The organism is Streptomyces rubellus (genome assembly GCF_036323805.1).
In the GTDB taxonomy this organism is placed as follows: domain Bacteria; phylum Actinomycetota; class Actinomycetes; order Streptomycetales; family Streptomycetaceae; genus Streptomyces.
The window spans coordinates 110498-127131 of record NZ_JAZDCX010000001.1 but is presented as its reverse complement, the minus strand read 5'-3'; the positions used below and the strand labels follow the sequence as shown (position 1 = coordinate 127131).

At 76.5% G+C, this 16634-nt stretch carries 14 protein-coding genes, 1 pseudogene and 1 riboswitch; of the genes and pseudogenes, 5 read left to right on the top strand and 10 right to left on the bottom strand.

Annotated features, from left to right (window positions below; all coding sequences use genetic code 11):
• Nucleotides 1-26: 26 nt before the first annotated feature.
• A pseudogene (locus V1L54_RS00525) lies at nucleotides 27-1091 on the bottom strand (glycoside hydrolase family 6 protein); the annotation flags it as partial.
• An 89-nt stretch (nucleotides 1092-1180) separates the two neighbouring features.
• A riboswitch (cobalamin riboswitch) is annotated at nucleotides 1181-1301 on the top strand.
• 34 nt (nucleotides 1302-1335) lie between these two features.
• Between V1L54_RS00525 and V1L54_RS00520 the strand changes: the two are divergent.
• A complete protein-coding gene (locus V1L54_RS00520) occupies nucleotides 1336-1569 on the top strand; it encodes a CbtB domain-containing protein (RefSeq protein WP_330115782.1) in 234 nt (77 codons plus the stop codon).
• A 13-nt stretch (nucleotides 1570-1582) separates the two neighbouring features.
• Entirely contained in the window at nucleotides 1583-2395 is an 813-nt protein-coding gene (locus V1L54_RS00515) for a CbtA family protein (protein WP_443076410.1), read from the top strand.
• A 22-nt stretch (nucleotides 2396-2417) separates the two neighbouring features.
• Here the strand turns inward: V1L54_RS00515 and V1L54_RS00510 are convergent, their stop codons facing one another.
• The 3 genes from V1L54_RS00510 to V1L54_RS00500 all read right to left on the bottom strand — a co-directional run bounded on the left by V1L54_RS00510 (nucleotide 2418) and on the right by V1L54_RS00500 (nucleotide 4864).
• A complete protein-coding gene (locus V1L54_RS00510; RefSeq protein WP_330115780.1) occupies nucleotides 2418-3167 on the bottom strand; it encodes a class F sortase in 750 nt (249 codons plus the stop codon).
• Between the two features lie 11 nt (nucleotides 3168-3178).
• Nucleotides 3179-3958: a hypothetical protein gene (locus V1L54_RS00505; protein WP_330115779.1), complete on the bottom strand. Its 780-nt coding sequence runs from the start codon at nucleotides 3956-3958 to the stop codon at nucleotides 3179-3181.
• Nucleotides 3959-4084: 126 nt separating this feature from the next.
• Nucleotides 4085-4864, bottom strand: a complete 780-nt coding sequence (locus V1L54_RS00500; protein ID WP_330115778.1) for an HAD-IIA family hydrolase — start codon at nucleotides 4862-4864, stop codon at nucleotides 4085-4087.
• A gap of 165 nt (nucleotides 4865-5029) precedes the next feature.
• Between V1L54_RS00500 and V1L54_RS00495 the strand changes: the two genes are divergently transcribed.
• Complete coding sequence (locus tag V1L54_RS00495) at nucleotides 5030-6133, top strand: Gfo/Idh/MocA family oxidoreductase (RefSeq protein ID WP_330115777.1); 1104 nt, start codon at nucleotides 5030-5032, stop codon at nucleotides 6131-6133.
• A 296-nt stretch (nucleotides 6134-6429) separates the two neighbouring features.
• On the opposite strand, the gene V1L54_RS00490 is transcribed toward V1L54_RS00495, so the two are convergent.
• Both V1L54_RS00490 and V1L54_RS00485 read right to left on the bottom strand, forming a co-directional pair.
• Nucleotides 6430-7221 carry a hypothetical protein gene (locus V1L54_RS00490; RefSeq protein ID WP_330115776.1) on the bottom strand — a complete coding sequence of 264 codons (792 nt, stop codon included), beginning with the start codon at nucleotides 7219-7221 and terminating at the stop codon, nucleotides 6430-6432.
• Nucleotides 7222-7519: 298 nt separating this feature from the next.
• Nucleotides 7520-8908 (bottom strand): DUF445 domain-containing protein, encoded by a 1389-nt coding sequence (locus V1L54_RS00485; protein ID WP_330115775.1) that lies wholly within the window; start codon nucleotides 8906-8908, stop codon nucleotides 7520-7522.
• Nucleotides 8909-9155: 247 nt separating this feature from the next.
• Between V1L54_RS00485 and V1L54_RS00480 the strand changes: the two genes are divergently transcribed.
• A complete protein-coding gene (locus V1L54_RS00480) occupies nucleotides 9156-10490 on the top strand; it encodes an SGNH/GDSL hydrolase family protein (RefSeq protein ID WP_330115774.1) in 1335 nt (444 codons plus the stop codon).
• Nucleotides 10491-10558: 68 nt separating this feature from the next.
• On the opposite strand, the gene V1L54_RS00475 is transcribed toward V1L54_RS00480, so the two are convergent.
• Nucleotides 10559-11821: an NAD(P)/FAD-dependent oxidoreductase gene (locus V1L54_RS00475; RefSeq protein WP_330115773.1), complete on the bottom strand. Its 1263-nt coding sequence runs from the start codon at nucleotides 11819-11821 to the stop codon at nucleotides 10559-10561.
• Nucleotides 11822-12082: 261 nt separating this feature from the next.
• Between V1L54_RS00475 and V1L54_RS00470 the strand changes: the two genes are divergently transcribed.
• Nucleotides 12083-13696, top strand: a complete 1614-nt coding sequence (locus V1L54_RS00470; RefSeq protein ID WP_330115772.1) for a PucR family transcriptional regulator — start codon at nucleotides 12083-12085, stop codon at nucleotides 13694-13696.
• 37 nt (nucleotides 13697-13733) lie between these two features.
• On the opposite strand, the gene V1L54_RS00465 is transcribed toward V1L54_RS00470, so the two are convergent.
• The 3 genes from V1L54_RS00465 to V1L54_RS00455 all read right to left on the bottom strand — a co-directional run bounded on the left by V1L54_RS00465 (nucleotide 13734) and on the right by V1L54_RS00455 (nucleotide 16452).
• Nucleotides 13734-14786 (bottom strand): ABC transporter ATP-binding protein, encoded by a 1053-nt coding sequence (locus V1L54_RS00465; RefSeq protein ID WP_330116106.1) that lies wholly within the window; start codon nucleotides 14784-14786, stop codon nucleotides 13734-13736.
• A 15-nt stretch (nucleotides 14787-14801) separates the two neighbouring features.
• Nucleotides 14802-15566 (bottom strand): ABC transporter permease, encoded by a 765-nt coding sequence (locus tag V1L54_RS00460; RefSeq protein WP_330116105.1) that lies wholly within the window; start codon nucleotides 15564-15566, stop codon nucleotides 14802-14804.
• A gap of 76 nt (nucleotides 15567-15642) precedes the next feature.
• The gene (locus V1L54_RS00455; RefSeq protein ID WP_330115771.1) at nucleotides 15643-16452 is read right to left on the bottom strand and encodes an ABC transporter permease; all 810 of its coding nucleotides are present in this window, start codon (nucleotides 16450-16452) and stop codon (nucleotides 15643-15645) included.
• Nucleotides 16453-16634 lie beyond the last annotated feature (182 nt).

Sequence of the window (16634 nt, the reverse complement as noted above, 5' to 3'; positions counted from 1 at the left end):
GTCCGGCACGGTGCCCTACCCCCCCCCGCGTTGCGGGCCAGTTCGAGCGCGTACTCCTCCCACCACGCGCCCGCCTTCGGACCGCCCTTGCAGGTGCCGTCCGACTCCCCGGGGCGCTTGATCCACAGATAGGCGTCCACCAGTTCCTCACCGGTGTCCGTCGTCGGCGCCTCGCCCAGCGCCCGGCCCGGCGGGTTGCACCAGCTCTCGGCGTCCCCCGCGCCGCCGGCCCCGTCGGCCGGCCCGTTGCCGTTGCGGCTGGTGTCGATCACGAAGTGCTTGCCGCCGAGCAGCGCCGACAGCCGCCTGCCGTAGGCGACGTTCTCCTCCGTGGTCCGGTAGTTGGAGACGTTGAGCGCGAAGCCGTCCGCGCGGTCGGCACCCGCCCGCCGCAGCGCCCCGGCCATCGCGCCGGGGTCCCGGATCCAGCGCGGATTGCCCGCGTCCAGGTAGACCGTCGTCCCCGGAAGGTCCTTGAGCCGCCGCACGGTCTCGCCCAGCAGCGCGTACCGCTCCTCGTGGAACTCCCGGGGAGTGCAGCCGTCCAGGACGTGCGGCAGCGCGTCGGGCTCGACGATCACCGTGGCGGACCGGTCCCCGATGCCCTCGGCCACGCCGTCGAGCCAGGCCCGGTAGGCGTCGCCGTCCGCCGCGCCCCCCTGCGAGTACTGACCGCAGTCGCGGTGCGGGATGTTGTAGAGGACCAGCAGGGCGGTGCGGTCCGCCCGCTCCGCGGCCTCGGTGAGCTCTCTGGTCTGCCCCTCGGGATCGTCGGTGCCGATCCACTCGGCGACGGGCTGGGCGGCGATCCGCTCGATCAGCCCGGCCTCCTCCTCCCGCCCGGCACGGCGCAGCTCGGCCAGCCGCCGGACGGCCGTCCCCTCGGGGTTGACCCAGTACGGGACCTGTCCGGCGGGCCGCTGCCCCACCGGGGCCGTCCCCTCGCCGGACCCGTCCGGCCGCTCGGAGGAACTCCCCCCGAAGAGCCCGGAACAGCCCGTAACCAGCACCAGGACCCCCACCACGGCCCCCCGGGCCGCTCGCCGGAACCGCGCGGCGCCGGGCCGCCGGCCGGTATGGCAGCCGTACATCCACTCCCCCTTGGATCGGCACAAACCGGTCGGACCATCCTGGCACATTGACAGCCTCCGGATGGGCTGGGAACCTCCGACCGAGCACATCTTCATATCGAGGCGACGGTGCGCAGGAACCCGGTGCGAGTCCGGGACGGTCCCGCCACTGTGACCCGCGGCCCCACGGGCCCGGGGAGTCAGGAACTGGCCCGTCGCTTCTCCCGTCAATGGGGCGTGGAAACCCCAGGAGGAGGAATCGCGGATGTCCCCGCACACCGCCGGCACCACGGCAGGCATCCCGGCCGACGGCACCGCCGTCGCCGACGCCACGGGCCGGGCCCGGGACTGGACGATCGCCGCGGCCGCGGTCGTCGTCGCGCTCATCGCGCTCTACGCCGTCTTCGTGGACAACGGCCAGCTCGTCTCCGCCACCGGCTCGTACCTGCACGAGTTCGCACACGACGGGCGGCACCTGTTCGGTGCCCCCTGCCACTGAGCGGAACCGCACCATGACCGCGGTGACCTCTCAGGATCCCGTCCGGAGCCCCGCGGCCCGCACCGCCGACCGTCCCGTGCTGCCCCTGCTCAGGCGGGGGCTGGCCGCGGGCGGTCCGGCCGGGCTGGCCGCCGGGCTGTTCTCCCTGCTGCTGGCCGAACCGCTGATGGACCGGGCCATCGCGCAGGAGGCGGAACGGCACACCCACGGCGCCACGGGCGTGACGGCCCACCACGAGGAACTGTTCTCGCGCGGCACCCAGCACTTCGGGCTGGTGGTGACCGCGGTGGTCGTCGGGCTGGCGCTGGGTGTGTTCTTCGCCGTCGCCTACGCCCTGCTCCACCGCTCCGACGCCCTGACCGAGCGGCCCTGGAGCAGGTCCCTGCTGCTGGCGGGAGCGGGCTTCACGGCCCTGTCCCTGCTGCCCGGACTGCGCTATCCGGCCAACCCGCCGGGGGTCGGCGACGGCGGCACCGTCCAGGAGCGCCAGGTGCTGTGGCTGGCCGCGCTGGCGGTCGGCGTACTGGGCATGCTGCTCGCCCGGCAGCTCCACCGGCGGCTGGCCGACCGGGAGGCGCCGGTGCGCCAGCTCGCCGTGGCCGGCGCGGTGGTGGCCACGGGCGCGGCGCTGTTCCTGCTGCCGGGCAACCCCGATCCGGTGGCGGTGGACGCCCGGCTGCTGTGGGACTTCCGGATGCTCTCGCTGGCCTCCCACGCCGTGCTGTGGGCGGCCCTGGGGATCGCCTTCGGCCTGCTCGGCCTGCGTGCCGCACGGGCGGCGGGGGCCGGCGGCACGGCGGGGACGGGCGGCGGCACGGCCGCCTGAGCCGCCCCCGTCAGTCCCGTCATCAGCCCTGCCACTCCAGCGCACCGGTGTCCGGCTCCCGCGCGGGCCGGACACCGGTGAGGTAGGCGGAGACCACCAGGTTGGCGGTGTAGGAGCGGCTGTCCCGGTCGAAGTCCCCGGTGCAGGTGATCAGCCGCAGCTCGGCACGGCCGGCGCGGCGGGCGCCGTAGACCCTCGCCGGGTCGAAGTCGGCGCGTTCGGCGACCGAGACGTCCTCGGCCGTGAACTCGGCGACCGTGCCGTCCGCGCGGGTCACCCGCACCCGGTCGCCCGGCCGCACCGACGCCAGCCGGTGGAAGACCGCCGGGCCGCGGTCGGTGTCCACATGGCCCACGAGCAGCGCCGCGCCCTCGGTCCCCGGCTCCGGGCCGTCCCGGTACCAGCCGACCACCCCGGGGGTGTCCATCGGCGGCGGCCGGACCGCGCCCTCGCTGTCCAGGCCCCGTTCGACGATCCGGGCGTGGACGCCGGCGGCCTCGATGTCGACGCGCCACGGTTCGGCCGCCGGCAGCGGGGCGTGGGCGGCGGGCAGCGTACGGCCGGAGGCGCCGTCCGTACCGCCGGCCGGGTCGTGCCGGGCGCCGCTGCCCGGGCGCGGGTCCGGCGGCGCCACCGCGGCGGGATCGGACAGTTCCCGTCCCCACAGCCACACGGCGGTCAGCAGCACGGCCCACACCACCGCCGCCGCCAGCCGGCCGGCGGAGGAGGCGCGCGGCTCGCCGTCCGCGGGCCGGCCGTATCCTCCGTACACGGCCGGCCCGGTCAGCCGTCGGTGCCGTGGGAGCGGGCCCGGCGCCGCGACAGGACCGCCCGCCAGGCCACCACCAGACCGACCGCGCCCGCCAGGGCGGCGCCCAGGGCGGTGTGGAGGGCGCCGGGCCCACTGTCCCCGGCGGTGCCGCCGCCACCGGCCGGCACGGGGGCGACCGGACTCCCGGCGGTGTCCCCGGCGGGGCTCTCGGCGGTGTTCTCGGCAGGGCTCTCGGCGGGGCCCTCCGGCAGATCCGCGGAGGGATCGGCGGAGGGCGCCGCCGACGGGCGGGCGGAGGGCTCGCCCGCGGTCCCGTCCCCGTCACCGCCGCCACCGCTGGGGTCCACCGTCACCAGACCGGTCAGTGCGGCCCCGGCGCCCTTCCCGGCGCCCTCGCACTCGACCGTGACCCGGTGCTTCCCCGGCTCGGTGTCCGAACGGACGGCCGCCTCCCCGCGCAGTCCGCCGCCGGGCGCGGGAGCCAGCAGCGCGTCGGTGACGAACGCCGCGGAGCGGGCGGTCCCCGCCGTGCCCTCGCAGGCGGCGGCCAGCAGTTCCACCTCGGTGCCGGGACGGACGTTCCGGGGCACGACCCGTACCTCCGCCCCGTCCGCGGAGGCCCGGGGGCTCCCGGTGCCCGGACTCTCGGCGGCCGGGCTCCCGGCGGCCGCGGCGGCGGGAGCGCCCAGCGCCACCGCGGCGCAGACGGTGAGCGCCACGGCCAGGGCGCGCGGCGCGGAGCGTACGGTGCCGGACCGTGCGGTGCGGACGGTGACCGTGCAGGTGCCCATGTCGAACCTCCGGATCGGTACTCCGAAGATCCGTCGCGCGGTCCCCGGCCGCATCCCGGCACCGGCGAAAGCTGCTCCGTTCGGGTCTGACCGGGGCCCGGCCCGTCCGGCCCCGGTCAGACCCGCTCAGACCCGCTCGACGAGGTCCGCGATCGAGTCCACGACCGTGGAGGGCCGGAAGGGGTAGCGGTCGATGTCGGCCGTCCCGGTCAGCCCGGTGAGGACGAGGAAGGTCTCCATTCCGGCCTCCAGCCCGGCCAGCACGTCGGTGTCCATCCGGTCGCCGATCATCGCGCTGGACTCGGAGTGCGCGCCTATCACGTTCAGCCCGGCCCGCATCATCAGCGGGTTGGGCTTGCCGACGAAGTACGGCTCGCGCCCGGTCGCCTTGGTGATCAGTGCCGCGACCGATCCGGTGGCCGGCAGCGCGCCCTCGGCGGACGGCCCGGTCTCGTCGGGGTTGGTGGCGATGAACCGCGCCCCGTCGTTGATCAGCCGGATCGCCTTGGTGAGCGCCTCGAAGCTGTAGGTGCGGGTCTCGCCCAGGACGACGTAGTCGGGCTCGGTGTCGGTGAGGATGTACCCGATGTCGTGCAGGGCGGTGGTCAGCCCGGCCTCGCCGATGACGTACGCGGTGCCGCCCGGCCGCTGGTCCTCCAGGAACTTGGCGGTGGCCAGGGCGGAGGTCCAGATGTTCTCCACCGGCACCTCCAGACCACCGCGCTTGAGCCGGGCGTGCAGGTCGCGGGGCGTGTAGATCGAGTTGTTGGTCAGCACCAGGAACGGCCTGCCGGTCTCCCGCAGCCGTTTGATGAAGGCGTCGGCCCCGGGGATCGGCACCCCCTCGTGGACGAGGACGCCGTCCATGTCGGTGAGCCACGACTCGATCGGTTTGCGCTCCGCCATCAGTCACTCCTGCCTGTCGTACGCCTCGGTGGGTGCGGCTGCCGCACACCGCTTCGTGCTGCGCCGACCGCCCCAGGGTAGCCACCGCGTACCCGGCCCGGACCGGCCGCCCACCCGTGCCGGGGGCGGTGTGCCGCCGTCCGCGCCGGATGCGAGGGTGACCCCATGGACACCACTTCCCGCCCCCTGCGCGTCGGTCTGATCGGCTACGGCCTGGCCGGCGCCGTCTTCCACGCACCGCTGATCGCCGCCACCGACGGACTCGTCCTGGACACCGTCGTCACCTCCGACCCCGAACGGCAGCGGCAGGCCCGCGCCGAGCACGGCGAGAACCTGCGCACCGCCGCGGACTCCCGCGAGCTGTTCGACCGGGCCGGCGAGCTGGACCTCGTCGTCGTCGCCTCCCCCAACCGCACCCACGTCGAACTGGCCACCCGGGCACTGGAGGCGGACCTGGCGGTCGTCGTCGACAAGCCGCTGGCGGCCACCGCCGCCGAGGCCGAGGCACTGGCCGGGCTGGCCGAGCGCCGCGGACTGCTGCTGTCGGTCTTCCAGAACCGCCGCTGGGACGCCGACTTCCGCACCCTGCGCCGGCTGCTGGAACAGGGCGAACTGGGCGAGGTGTGGCGCTTCGAGTCCCGCTTCGAGCGGTGGCGGCCCGCCCTGAAGGGCGGCTGGCGCGAGTCCGGCGACCCGGCCGAGGCCGGCGGTCTGCTGTACGACCTGGGCAGCCACCTGGTGGACCAGGCGATCGTCCTGTTCGGCCCGGTGGAGTCCGTCTACGCCGAGTCCGACGCCCGCCGCCCCGGCTCCGAGACCGACGACGACACCTTCCTCGCCCTGCGCCACGCCGGCGGGGTCCGCTCCCACCTGTGGGTGAGCGCCACCGCCGCCCGGCTCGGCCCCCGCCTGCGGGTGCTGGGCAGCCGGGCCGCCTACGTCAAGCACGGCCTCGACCCGCAGGAGGACGCGCTGCGCGCGGGCGCCCGGCCGGTGGCCGGGGCCCGGTGGGGCGTGGAGCCGGAGGCGGCGTGGGGTGTGCTGGGCGCGGGGGACGAGACGCGTCCGGTGCCGTCCCTCGACGGCGACTACCCCGCGTACTACGCGGCCGTCGCCGCGGCTCTCCGGGACGGCACCGCGCCCCCGGTCACGGCCCGCGAGGCGGCCGACGCCCTGCGGGTGCTGGAGGCGGCCCGTGTGTCGGCCGCCGAGGGCCGGACCGTCCGGCTCACGGCCGCGGACCGGGACCCGGCCTCCGGCCGGTCCTGAGCACCGCCCGGAGCCCTGACCGGAACCACCGCGCGGGAACCGGCCCCCGGCCGCCGCGAGAGCGGCCGGGGGCCGGTTCCGGTCGCCACCGGGTGGGACGTCCCCGGGAGCGGGCCGGTGCGCGGCGGCGGGTCCATGGACCGCGGCCGCGTCCCGGCCGTACGCCGCCGGCCGTGTGGGCGACCCCGGCGTACACCCTGGAGGACGGGGACGGCGGCCGGCGGGTTCACCGGCGGCCCGGGGGTTTCTCCGGCCGGAAACCGGCCAGCCAGGTCAGGTCCGCTCCCCGGAGCGGTTCACGCCGCGGGAGCCGGTCCGTCCGCGCCGAGCAGTTCGGCCTCGTCGAGGCTCTCGCCCCGGGAGGGGACCCCCTCCGGCACCGGCCGGCCGTAGTCGCGCAGTTCGTACGTCTCGGTGCCGCCGCCGCCCTCCCGCGTCAGCCGCACCGGGCGGGGCTCGCCGTCGAGCGCGACGAACAGCGTGGTCGCGCCGCCCTCGGAGGTGCCCGTCACCGGCACGGCCCGTACGCCGCCGACCTCGGTGGGCGACCCCTTGGCGAGCGTGTCGGACTCCAGGACGGCGGCGATGAGCTCACCGGTGATCAGGATCAGGTCGCACAGCAGCGCGACCTGGCCGTACACCGCCTTCTCCGGGTCCGCCGGACCCCTGATGTAGCGGCCGTCCAGCAGTTCCCGCTTGGCCCGGGCACTGTCACCGGCCTCGCCGAGGAACTCCCAGTAGGCGTCGTTCGGCCGCACCCAGACCGTGCCGCCGCGCCGTACCAGCCGTGCCGCGCCGTCCCCGCCGTCCCCGCCGCCGAACATCGTCCCGGCGCAGTTGCCCCGGTCGTCCGCGGCGAGGTCGGCCGTCCCGACGTCCGGGGTCCGTACGACCGCCCGCAGCGACGGGGCGTCCGCCAGCACCGCCCCGGCCCGCTCGGCGATACGGCGCGGGCCGAGCTCCGCCACTCCGTTCGTCCCGGCCGCCTTCGACGCCCGGGGCGCGCCGCCGCCCTCCTGGCCACCGCACCCGGTGGCACCCGCCAGGAGAAGGCAGGCCGTCACGGCGATCGGCAGGTGTCCGCGCATCCAGTGCTCTCTTTTGCGGGGGCGGGCCGCCGGTCAGCCGGAGGGCACCGCCGGTACGGACAGGGCGGCGCCCGGCCCCGGTGCGGGGCCGGCCGGAGCGCAGCGTTGTCCATGCCCTGGCCACCGTGCTCCGGCCGGCGTGCGCGCCTCGGGCCGTGTGGGCGGCCACCGGCGTGCAACCGGGATGACGCGGGCGTCCCCCGGCGGGTTCACCGCGCGCCGCGGGGCTGCCCGCCCGTACCGCGGGGGCTGCCCTCCCGGGCACCGCGAGCCGCGGTACGGGCGCGGTACGGCCGCGTCAGCCGCCCAGCACATGGGTCGCGGTGTGGATCGCCAGACCCGCCAGGGCGCCCACCACCGTGCCGTTGATCCGGATGAACTGCAGGTCCCGGCCGATGTTCGCCTCGATCTTGCGGGAGGTGTGCTCGGCGTCCCAGCTCTCCACCGTCTCGGTGATCAGCGAGGTGATCTCGTGGCGGTAGGTGGTGACGACGTACGCCGCCGCCCCCTCGATCCAGCCGTCGACCTTGCCCCGCAGCCCGCCGTCCGCCGACAGCCGCTTGCCCAGCGACAGCACCGAGGCGCGCACCCGCAGCCGCAGCGCGCTGCGCTCGTCCTCGGCCGCCGCGACGACCATGGCCCGTACCGAGGCCCAGGCGGAGCCGATCAGCTCCTGCACCTCGTCCCGGGAGATCAGCTCCGACTTGAGCCGCTCCACCCGGGCCCGGGTCTCGGGGTCGTTCTGCAGGTCGCCGGCGAAGTCCCGCAGGAAGCGGTCCAGCGCCCCGCGCGCCGGATGGTCGGGCATGTCCCGCATCTCGCCGGCGAAGCGCAGCAGCTCCCGGTAGACGCGCTCACCGACCTTGCGGTCCACGAAGCGCGGCGTCCAGCCCGGGGCGCCGCCGGCGACCGCCTCCATCACCGAGTCCTGGTGCCGGACCAGCCAGTCGTAGGCCCGCGCGCACACCAGGTCCACGATCCGGCGGTGGCCGCCGTCGGTGACGATCCGCTCCAGCATCCGGCCCAGACCGGGCGCGATCTCCCGGGCGTGGGCGCGGCGGGTGATCGCCTCGCCCACCACGGCCTGCACGTCGTTGTCCCGCAGCACGGTCAGCGCCCCGCGCAGCGCGGTCGCCAGCTCGGCCGTGACCCGGTCGGCGTGGTCGGGCCGGCCGAGCCAGGCGCCCAGCCTGCCGCCGATGCCCACCGAGCGCAGCCGCCGCCGTACGATCTCCTCGGCCAGGAAGTTGTCGCCGACGAAGTCCCCGAGGCTGCGGCCGAGCTGGTCCTTCTTCGTCGGGATGATCGCGGTGTGCGGGATCGGCAGCCCCAGCGGGCGTTTGAACAGCGCGGTCACCGCGAACCAGTCCGCCAGCGCGCCCACCATGCCCGCCTCGGCGGCGGCCGCCACATAGCCCGCCCAGGCGCCCGCCCCGCGGTTCTCCGCCCAGGTGGCCAGCGCGAACACCAGGGCCGCCACCAGCAGCGCGCCGGTGGCGATGGCCTTCATCCGGCGCACCCCGCGCTGCTTCTCCTCGTCGGCCGCCGTGAAGGCGGCCGGATCGAACACCGGCCGGCCGGGCGGGCCACCCGGGGGCCTTCCCGGTGTGCCGCCCGCCGTGCCGTCCGCCGTCCGTGCCTCCAGCGCGGTGTGCGCGGGGCCGCCGTCCGTCCTCGTCCGTTCCATGCTCCACCCGTTCCCCGTCCCCGGCGCAATTGTCACAGGGAACCGCTCCCGGGGCGCGAAGGCAACGTTCGGGGCGCCCCGGGCGTCTGTGGAGGCAGGCGGGGTTCCACGGCGCGACGGGCACACGGCGCACGGGCGGGCGCCGCCACCGGCTCATGGCTCGACGGGCCCGGCAGGGGCCCGGAGGGGGGACCGCACCGTGTACGACCGAGGGCACCCGGGGACACCGCCGGGGGCCGGGCGCGCCATGGCCCGGCGTACGGGCTACCCGCTGCTGGCCGGGCTCGCGGCCGTCGCGGTCCTGGTCTCCGCGGCGATCTTCGTCGGGGCCGGCGGCGGTACGCCGCGCGCCGGCACCACGGTGGCGCCGGTGGCCTCCGGCACCTGGGTCGGCGCCTGGTCCGCCGCCCCGGTGTCCGCCGAGCCGGGCGCTCCCGAGGGCCACCCGGACGCCTCCCTGCGGAACGTGGTGCACCTCTCGGCCGGCGGAAGCGCCGCCCGGGTGCGCCTCTCCAACCTGTTCGGCACCCGTCCGCTGGTCGTCGCCCACGCCACCGTCGCCCTGGCCGCGACGCCCGGCGGACCGGCCGCCGTACCCGGCACCATGCGCCGCCTGACCTTCGGCACCCACCCGGAGGTGACCGTACCGGCCGGGGCGGAGCTCACCAGCGACGCGGTACGGCTGGACGTACCCGCCGACTCCGGCCTGCTCGTCACCCTCCACACCCCCGCCGCCTCCGGTCCCGTCACCCACCACCGCTTCGCCCGGCAAACCGGCTACCTGGCCCGCGGCGACCGGGCCGCCGACGTCTCCGGCGCCGCCTACACCGGGCGGACCACCCACTGGCGCTACGTGACCGCCGTGGACGTGTGGACGGACCGGGCCGAGGGCGCCGTGGTGGTGCTCGGCGACTCCATCACTGACGGCATCACCGCGACCTTCGGCGCCGACCACCGCTGGACCGACTTCCTCGCCGACCGGCTGCGCACCGAGCCCGGCGCGCCCCGCTACACCGTCCTCAACCAGGGCGTCAGCGGCAACCGGATCCTGCGCGACGCCCCGCGCCGCTCCCCCGCCAACGGACCCGCCGCCCTGACCCGCCTGGAGCGGGACGTGCTCTCCCACACCGGCGCCGAGGTCCTGGTCGTCCAGCTCGGCATCAACGACATTCTCAAGGCACCGCACCAGACCGATCCGGCCCGGATCACCGCCGGCCTGGCGGAGCTGGCCCGGCGCGCCCAGCGGCACGGACTGCGGGTGGTCGGGACGACACTGCTGCCGTTCGGCGGGCACCCGAAGCACTCCGCGCGGCTGGAGGCCGTACGGCGGGAGGTCAACGAGCGCGTGCTCCGCGGCGACACCGGCTTCGACGCGGTCGTCGACCTCGACGCCGCCCTGCGCGACCCCGGCCGTCCGGAGCGGCTGCGCCCCGCATACGACTCGGGCGACCACGTCCACCCCAACGACGCCGGCTTCCGCGCGATGGCCGAGGCGGTGGACCCGGCACTGCTCGGCGCGGCCCCGCCGCGCGGCGGGGCACGGGCCGGGGTGCGGGCGGCCGCGGAGCAGGCGGGGCACTGAGGGCGGGACCCGGGCCCGGGACGGCGGCCCGGCGGGGCGCCCCGGCGGGGGCGCCCCGGCGGGAGCCGTCAGCGCAGCGGGTCGAAGGGGGCCAGCTCGGCGGGCTCCCGGCCGGTGGCCACCCGCTCCGCGAGCAGCCGGCCCGTCACCGGCCCCAGGGTGACGCCCCACATGCCGTGCCCGCCCGCGGCGAAGACCCGCGGCGAGCGGGTGACGCCGATCAGCGGCAGACCGTCGGCGGTGCACGGCCGGGAGCCGACCCACTCGTCCCGGCGCGCGTCCAGGTCGACGCCCCGCAGCAGCGGCCGCGCGGCCTCGGTGACGGCCTTGATCCGGCGGCCGTCCAGCGGTGCGCCGGGGCGGCGGAACTCCATCATCCCCGCGACCCGCAGCCGGTCGCCCAGCGGTGTGCAGGCGACCCGCTGGGCGGGGAAGTAGACCGGCCCGGCCGGCTCCCGCTCCACCGGGACGCTGAAGCTGTAGCCGCGCCCGGCCTGCACGACGCGGCGGATGCCGAACCGCGCGCCCAGCTCGCCCAGCCACACTCCGCCGGCCAGGACGACCGCGTCGAAGCGCGCGGAGGTCCCGTCGGACAGCTCGACCGCCACCCCGCCGGACCGGTGGTGCACCCCGGTCACCGCCGCGCCCGCCCGGATCCCGCCGCCGCGGGCGCGGACGGAAGCGGCCAGCGCGTGGGCGAACGCGCCCGGGTCGATGTAACGCTGCCCGTGCAGCCGGACCGCCGCGCCGATCTCCGGCGACAGGGCCGGCTCCGCCTCGCGGGCCGCCTCGCCGTCGAGGACGTCGTGGTCGACGTCCTGGCCCGCGGCGCGCAGCTGCGCGAGTTCCTCCAGCAGGGCGGCGCGCTCGCGCGCGGTGCGGTACGCCGCGACGAAGGACTTGGCCTCGACCGTCGGCGCCGCCACCCCGCCCGCGGCCAGCAGGTCGAAGCTCTCCAGTGCCATGCGGTTGACGGGGACGAGCGCGGCCATCGCCCGCCGCCACCGGGCGGCGGTGCTGTGCAGGGCGAAACCGGCCAGGAACCTCAGCAACCGGGGGCTGGCGCTGGGCGGGACGTAGACCGGCGAGGCCGGGCTGAGCACCGCGCGCAGCCCGTACCGCAGGACGGCGGGCTCGGGCAGCGGGGCGACCAGCCCCGGGGTGAGCCACCCGGCGTTGCCCCACGAGGCCCCGGCGGCCACCCCCTCCCGGTCGTAGACCGTGACCTCCACCCCGTGCTCCCGCAGGAACCAGGCGGTGGACAGTCCGACCATGCCGGCGCCGACGACGGCGACCCGGCCCGGGCGCGCACCGGAAGCAGCGGACGTCATGACGGATGCCTCTCTCTCGGTCCCCTCGGCCCCTCGGGCCCGCTCGGCCCTCCCGGCCGGAGTCCCTCCGATGGTGCGGGCGGCGCTGCCGGACGTCTTTGTGCCGTGAGCACTGCCCGGGCGGACGATCTGGTTCCCGGCGCACAGAACGGCGGGGCAGGATGGGGGCATGCGCGTCCTCTCCGCGGCCCCGCCGGCGGGCCGCCGTACCGCCACCGCCACCGTCACCGCCACCGTCTTCGCCGCCGACCGGAGCCGGCCGTGATCACCGCCGCCGACCTGGCGGAGTCCCTGGGCCCCGGGCTGCTCCGGGTGGTCGTCCCGGGCCGGGGGACGGAGGTCCACGACATCGTCCTGGCCGAACCGGACGACAGCGCGGGCCGGCCCGGCGAACTCGTCCTCGGCACCGGCCTGACCGGTCCCGAGGCGGCCGTCGGCCTGCTGCGGCGGGTGGCGGCGGCCGGAGCGGCGGGCGTGGTGCTGCGCGACCCCCCGGCCGGTGACCCCCGCGTCGTCCGCACCGCCCGCGACCTGGACACGGCCCTGATCGAGCTCGGCCGGCACGCCTCCTGGACCCATCTGGTGTGGCTGCTGCGGGGCGTGGTCGACCGCGCACCGGCCCCGGACACGGCGGTCCCGGAGGTGAGGGGAACGCACCACGACCTGTTCGCGCTGGCCGACACCGCGGCGAAGATCGCCGACGCCCCGGTGACGATCGAGGACGCCCGCTCCCGGGTCCTGGCCCACTCCGCCCACCAGGACACCGCCGACGCGGCACGGATGTCGACCATCGTGGGACGGCGGGTGCCCCCGCACCTCCTCGCCCACTACCGCGCGGCCGGGGTCTTCCGCAGACTGGCCCGCTCCGACGACCCCGTCATGGCCCCCGCCGGGCCGGACGGCACCCTGCCCCGGCTGGTCGTCCCGGTACGGGCCGGCGACGAGTGGCTCGGCTCCGTCTGGGTGGTGGCCCGGCGGCCCGTACCGGCCGACCGGGTGCGCGAGCTCACCGGCCTCGCCTCCGTCCTCGCCCTCCAGCTGCTCCGGCTGCGCGCGGAGGCCGACATCGCGCGGCGGCTGACGGCCGGCGCCCTGCGCACGGCGCTGCGCGGCGGCACCCCGGAGACCGGCGGCCCGCCCGGGGGCGTGCCCGCGCTTCCCGCCGGGCCGTGGCGGGTGGTGCGGCTGACCGACCCCGGCGAGGCACCGGACCCGCGGCTGCGGCTGGAGGTGTGGGAGTCGGTCGTGCGCCGGTTCGGCTGGCACCAGCCGCTGCTCACCGACCTCGGCGGCCTCCTGTTCGCCGTGGTCACCGACTCCCCGCGGGGCGGGCCGCCGGGCGGTGAGCCCGGCTCGCTGGACTGGCTGCGGCAGCTGCTCGCCCGGACCCGCCCGCCCGGCTCCGGCCCGCACGCGGCGGCGGGCGGACTCGCGCACTCACCGGCCGAGCTGCCGCGCTCCCGGGCCGAGGCGGCCGAACTCGGCCGGCTGCTCACCGCGGGACGGCCGGCCCGCGACCGCGGGGACCACGAGGACCGCGAGACCCCGGCGGACGCACTGGTCACCCTGGAGGACGCCTGGGACGCCGTCGTACTCGAACGGGCCCGCGCCGCGGTCGCGGCCGGTCCCGGCCTGCCCGGCAACCCGCTCACGGCCCTGCGGGACCACGACCGGGAGCACGGCACCTCCCATCTGCCCACCCTGGCGGCCTGGCTGGACCACTACGGCGATCCGCGGCAGGCCGCCCGTGTCCTGCGGATCCACCCCAACACCCTGCGCTACCGGCTGCGCGGAATCGGCGAGGTGATGCCCGTGGACCTCTCCTCGCCCCGGCTGCGCCTCGCGCTGCGGCTGCAGCTCGCCGCCTGGGACTGACGGGCCCCGGGCCGGGGCGGGGGCCGGTCCGCCTCCCTCAGCCCGCCGGGACCTCCCCGGCCGCCTCTCCCGCACGTTCCTCCGCAGGTCCCTCCGCCGCCCCCCGGACCGCCGTACCCCGCTCGTACATCCGCGCGATGACGTCCTCGATGTCCGGCTCCCGCACCGACAGGTCCACCAGCGAGTACTCCGCCGCGATCCGCGCCACCAGCAGCGCCGCGCTCGCGTCCGCCGGGAAGGCCAGCCACTGGCGCGGCCCCGCGACCCGCACCGTCCGCGCCCCCTCGATCCGGATCGGCGGCGCCTCCCGCGCCAGGTCCACCACCAGCGTGCGCTCGCCGCCGCCCACCCGGTGCAGACCCGCCAGGGAGCCGTCGTACACCAGACGGCCGTGGTCGATGACCATCACCCGGTCGCACAGCTGCTCGATGTCGGTCAGGTCATGGGTGGTCAGCAGCACCGTCACCCCGCGCTCGGCGTTGACCTGCCGCAGGAAGGACCGCACCCGCGCCTTGCTGACCACGTCCAGCCCGATCGTCGGCTCGTCCAGGTAGAGCACCTCCGGGTCGTGCAGCAGGGCCGCGGCGATGTCACCGCGCATCCGCTGCCCCAGCGACAGCTGCCGCACCGGGACGTCCAGCAGACCGTCCAGCTCCAGCAGCTCCACACACCGCGCCAGGTTCTCCCGCCAGCGCGCCCCGGGCACCCGGTACAGCCGCCGCGCCAGGGCGTACGAGTCACGCAGCGGCAGATCCCACCACAGGGTGGTGCGCTGCCCGAACACCACTCCCATGCGCCGCGCCAGCCGGGTGCGCTCCCGGGACGGATCGACGCCCGCCACCCGGATCCGGCCGCCGCTGGGCGTCAGCACCCCCGTCAGCATCTTGATCGTGGTGGACTTCCCCGCCCCGTTCGGCCCGATGTAACCCACCATCGCGCCGCGCGGCACCCGGAAGGAGATCCCGTCCACGGCCCGCACCTCACGTACCTCACGGCGCCGGCCGCGGCCGGTGCGCCGCCGCACCCGGAAGACCTTCTCCACACCCGCCAGCTCGATGAAGCCGTCCCCGGCACCGCCCGCCCCGTCCATCCTGTCCACCCCTCGTCAGCTCCCCGTGCTCCGATAACCGCGCAACGCCGCCCGCCACACCAGCCCGACCGGCACCCAGCACAGCAGCGCCACCGCCGGCGAGGCGAAGTCCACCCACCCCGGCAGCCCCAGCGGATCGTCCCGGCCCAGCATCCGCAGCGCCGGCAGCCAGTTCACGAAGGCCAGCGGCACCACGAACGTCACCCCGCGCACCAGCTCCTGGGCGAAGACCGTCGGCGGGTACTGCAGCAGGACGTTGCCGCCGTAGGTGAAGGCGTTCTGCACCTCCGAGGCGTCCTGCGCCCAGAACTGGAACGCCGCCCCCGCCACCATCACCGCCCCGAAGATCGCCGCACCGCTCACCACCGTCACCACCAGCAGCGCCGCCCGGCCGGGCGTCCAGTCCGCCTCCACCCGCGTCAGCGACCAGCCCAGCACCCCCAGCCCCTGGGAGACCCGCCCCAGCCGGCGCAGCGCGAAACGGTCCGCCGCCAGCTGGGCCAGCACCGGCGCCGGACGGACCAGCAGCGTGTCCACCGTCCCGTCCCGCACCCGGGAACCGATCCGCTGCAGCGAGCCCAGCAGCAGATCGGCGATCCCGAACGCGACTCCGGCCGTCCCGTACAGGAACGCCACCTCCGCGAAGGAGAACCCGGCGAGCACGTCGACGTGCGAGAACATGATCATCACGCTGACGAACTCCAGGCCGGTCACCAGCAGGTTCCCGACCGCCATCAGCGCGAAGGACGCCCGGTAGGCCATCGTCGAGCGCACCCACATCGCCACGATCAGGCCGTACGCCCGCACCCCCGGCCACAGCGGGGCCGGCCGCCCCCACCGGCCGGACCGCACGCCCTCAGCCACCCTGCACCACCACCTTGCGGGTGGCGGCCGACTGCACCACCCGGCCCAGCGCCAGCAGCACCGCAGCCCAGCAGCCCTGGAACACCAGCGCCGCCACCAGGGACGCCCCCCGGTGCTCCCCCAGCAGGACGTCGGCCGGCACCTGGAGCATCGCCGCCCACGGCAGCACCCGCACCACCTCGCCGAATCCGCCCGGGAACACCGTCAGCGGCAGCAACTGCCCCGACAGGAACACACACAGCAGCGCACTGATCAGATTCACCCCCGAACCGTCCAGCAGCCAGAACGCGGCCAGCGCCACCAGATAGCGCACCGCGAAGCCCACCAGCGAGCCCAGCAGCACCGACAGCCCGAACGCCGCCCACACCAGCGGATCGGCCGGCAGCGCCAGCGGGAAGACCAGCGCCCCGCAGGTCATCGGCACCACCCCCCGCCCCAGCAGCTGGAACGCCGCCCGCCCCAGATCCGTCGCCAGCCACCACAGCTGGAGATCCACCGGGCGGTACAGGTCCACCACCACATCCCCCGAACGGATGCGCTCCTGGAGCTCCTCCTGGAACCCCCCGCCCATCAGCGCCAGCGCCGCCAGCAGCGCCTGCCCCGTCCACACGAACGTCAGCGCCTGCGCCTGGTCGTAACCGCCCAGCGCGGGCCGCTCGTTCCACAGCGCGACGAAGGTGGCGGAGAGGATGAAACCGAAGACGGTGTTGGTGAACACCCCGGCGGCGGTCGCCACCCGGTAGGTGGCATGACGGCGGAAACCACCGCTCGCGACCGCGAGACAGAGACGTGCGGCACGCACTGAACGGCTCCCCGGGTGTCGGCGGCGGTCCCCGGGCCTCTTCGCCCTCCCGGGTGGTGGCGGAGCGTGAGAGCTTAGCCACCCGCAGGCACGGCGGCCAGTCATTTAGAGGCGCCACCGGGCACCGGCCGCACCCCCTCCGCCCCGTTCCGCACCGCCACAGGTGTGACCTGCCCTCGCTG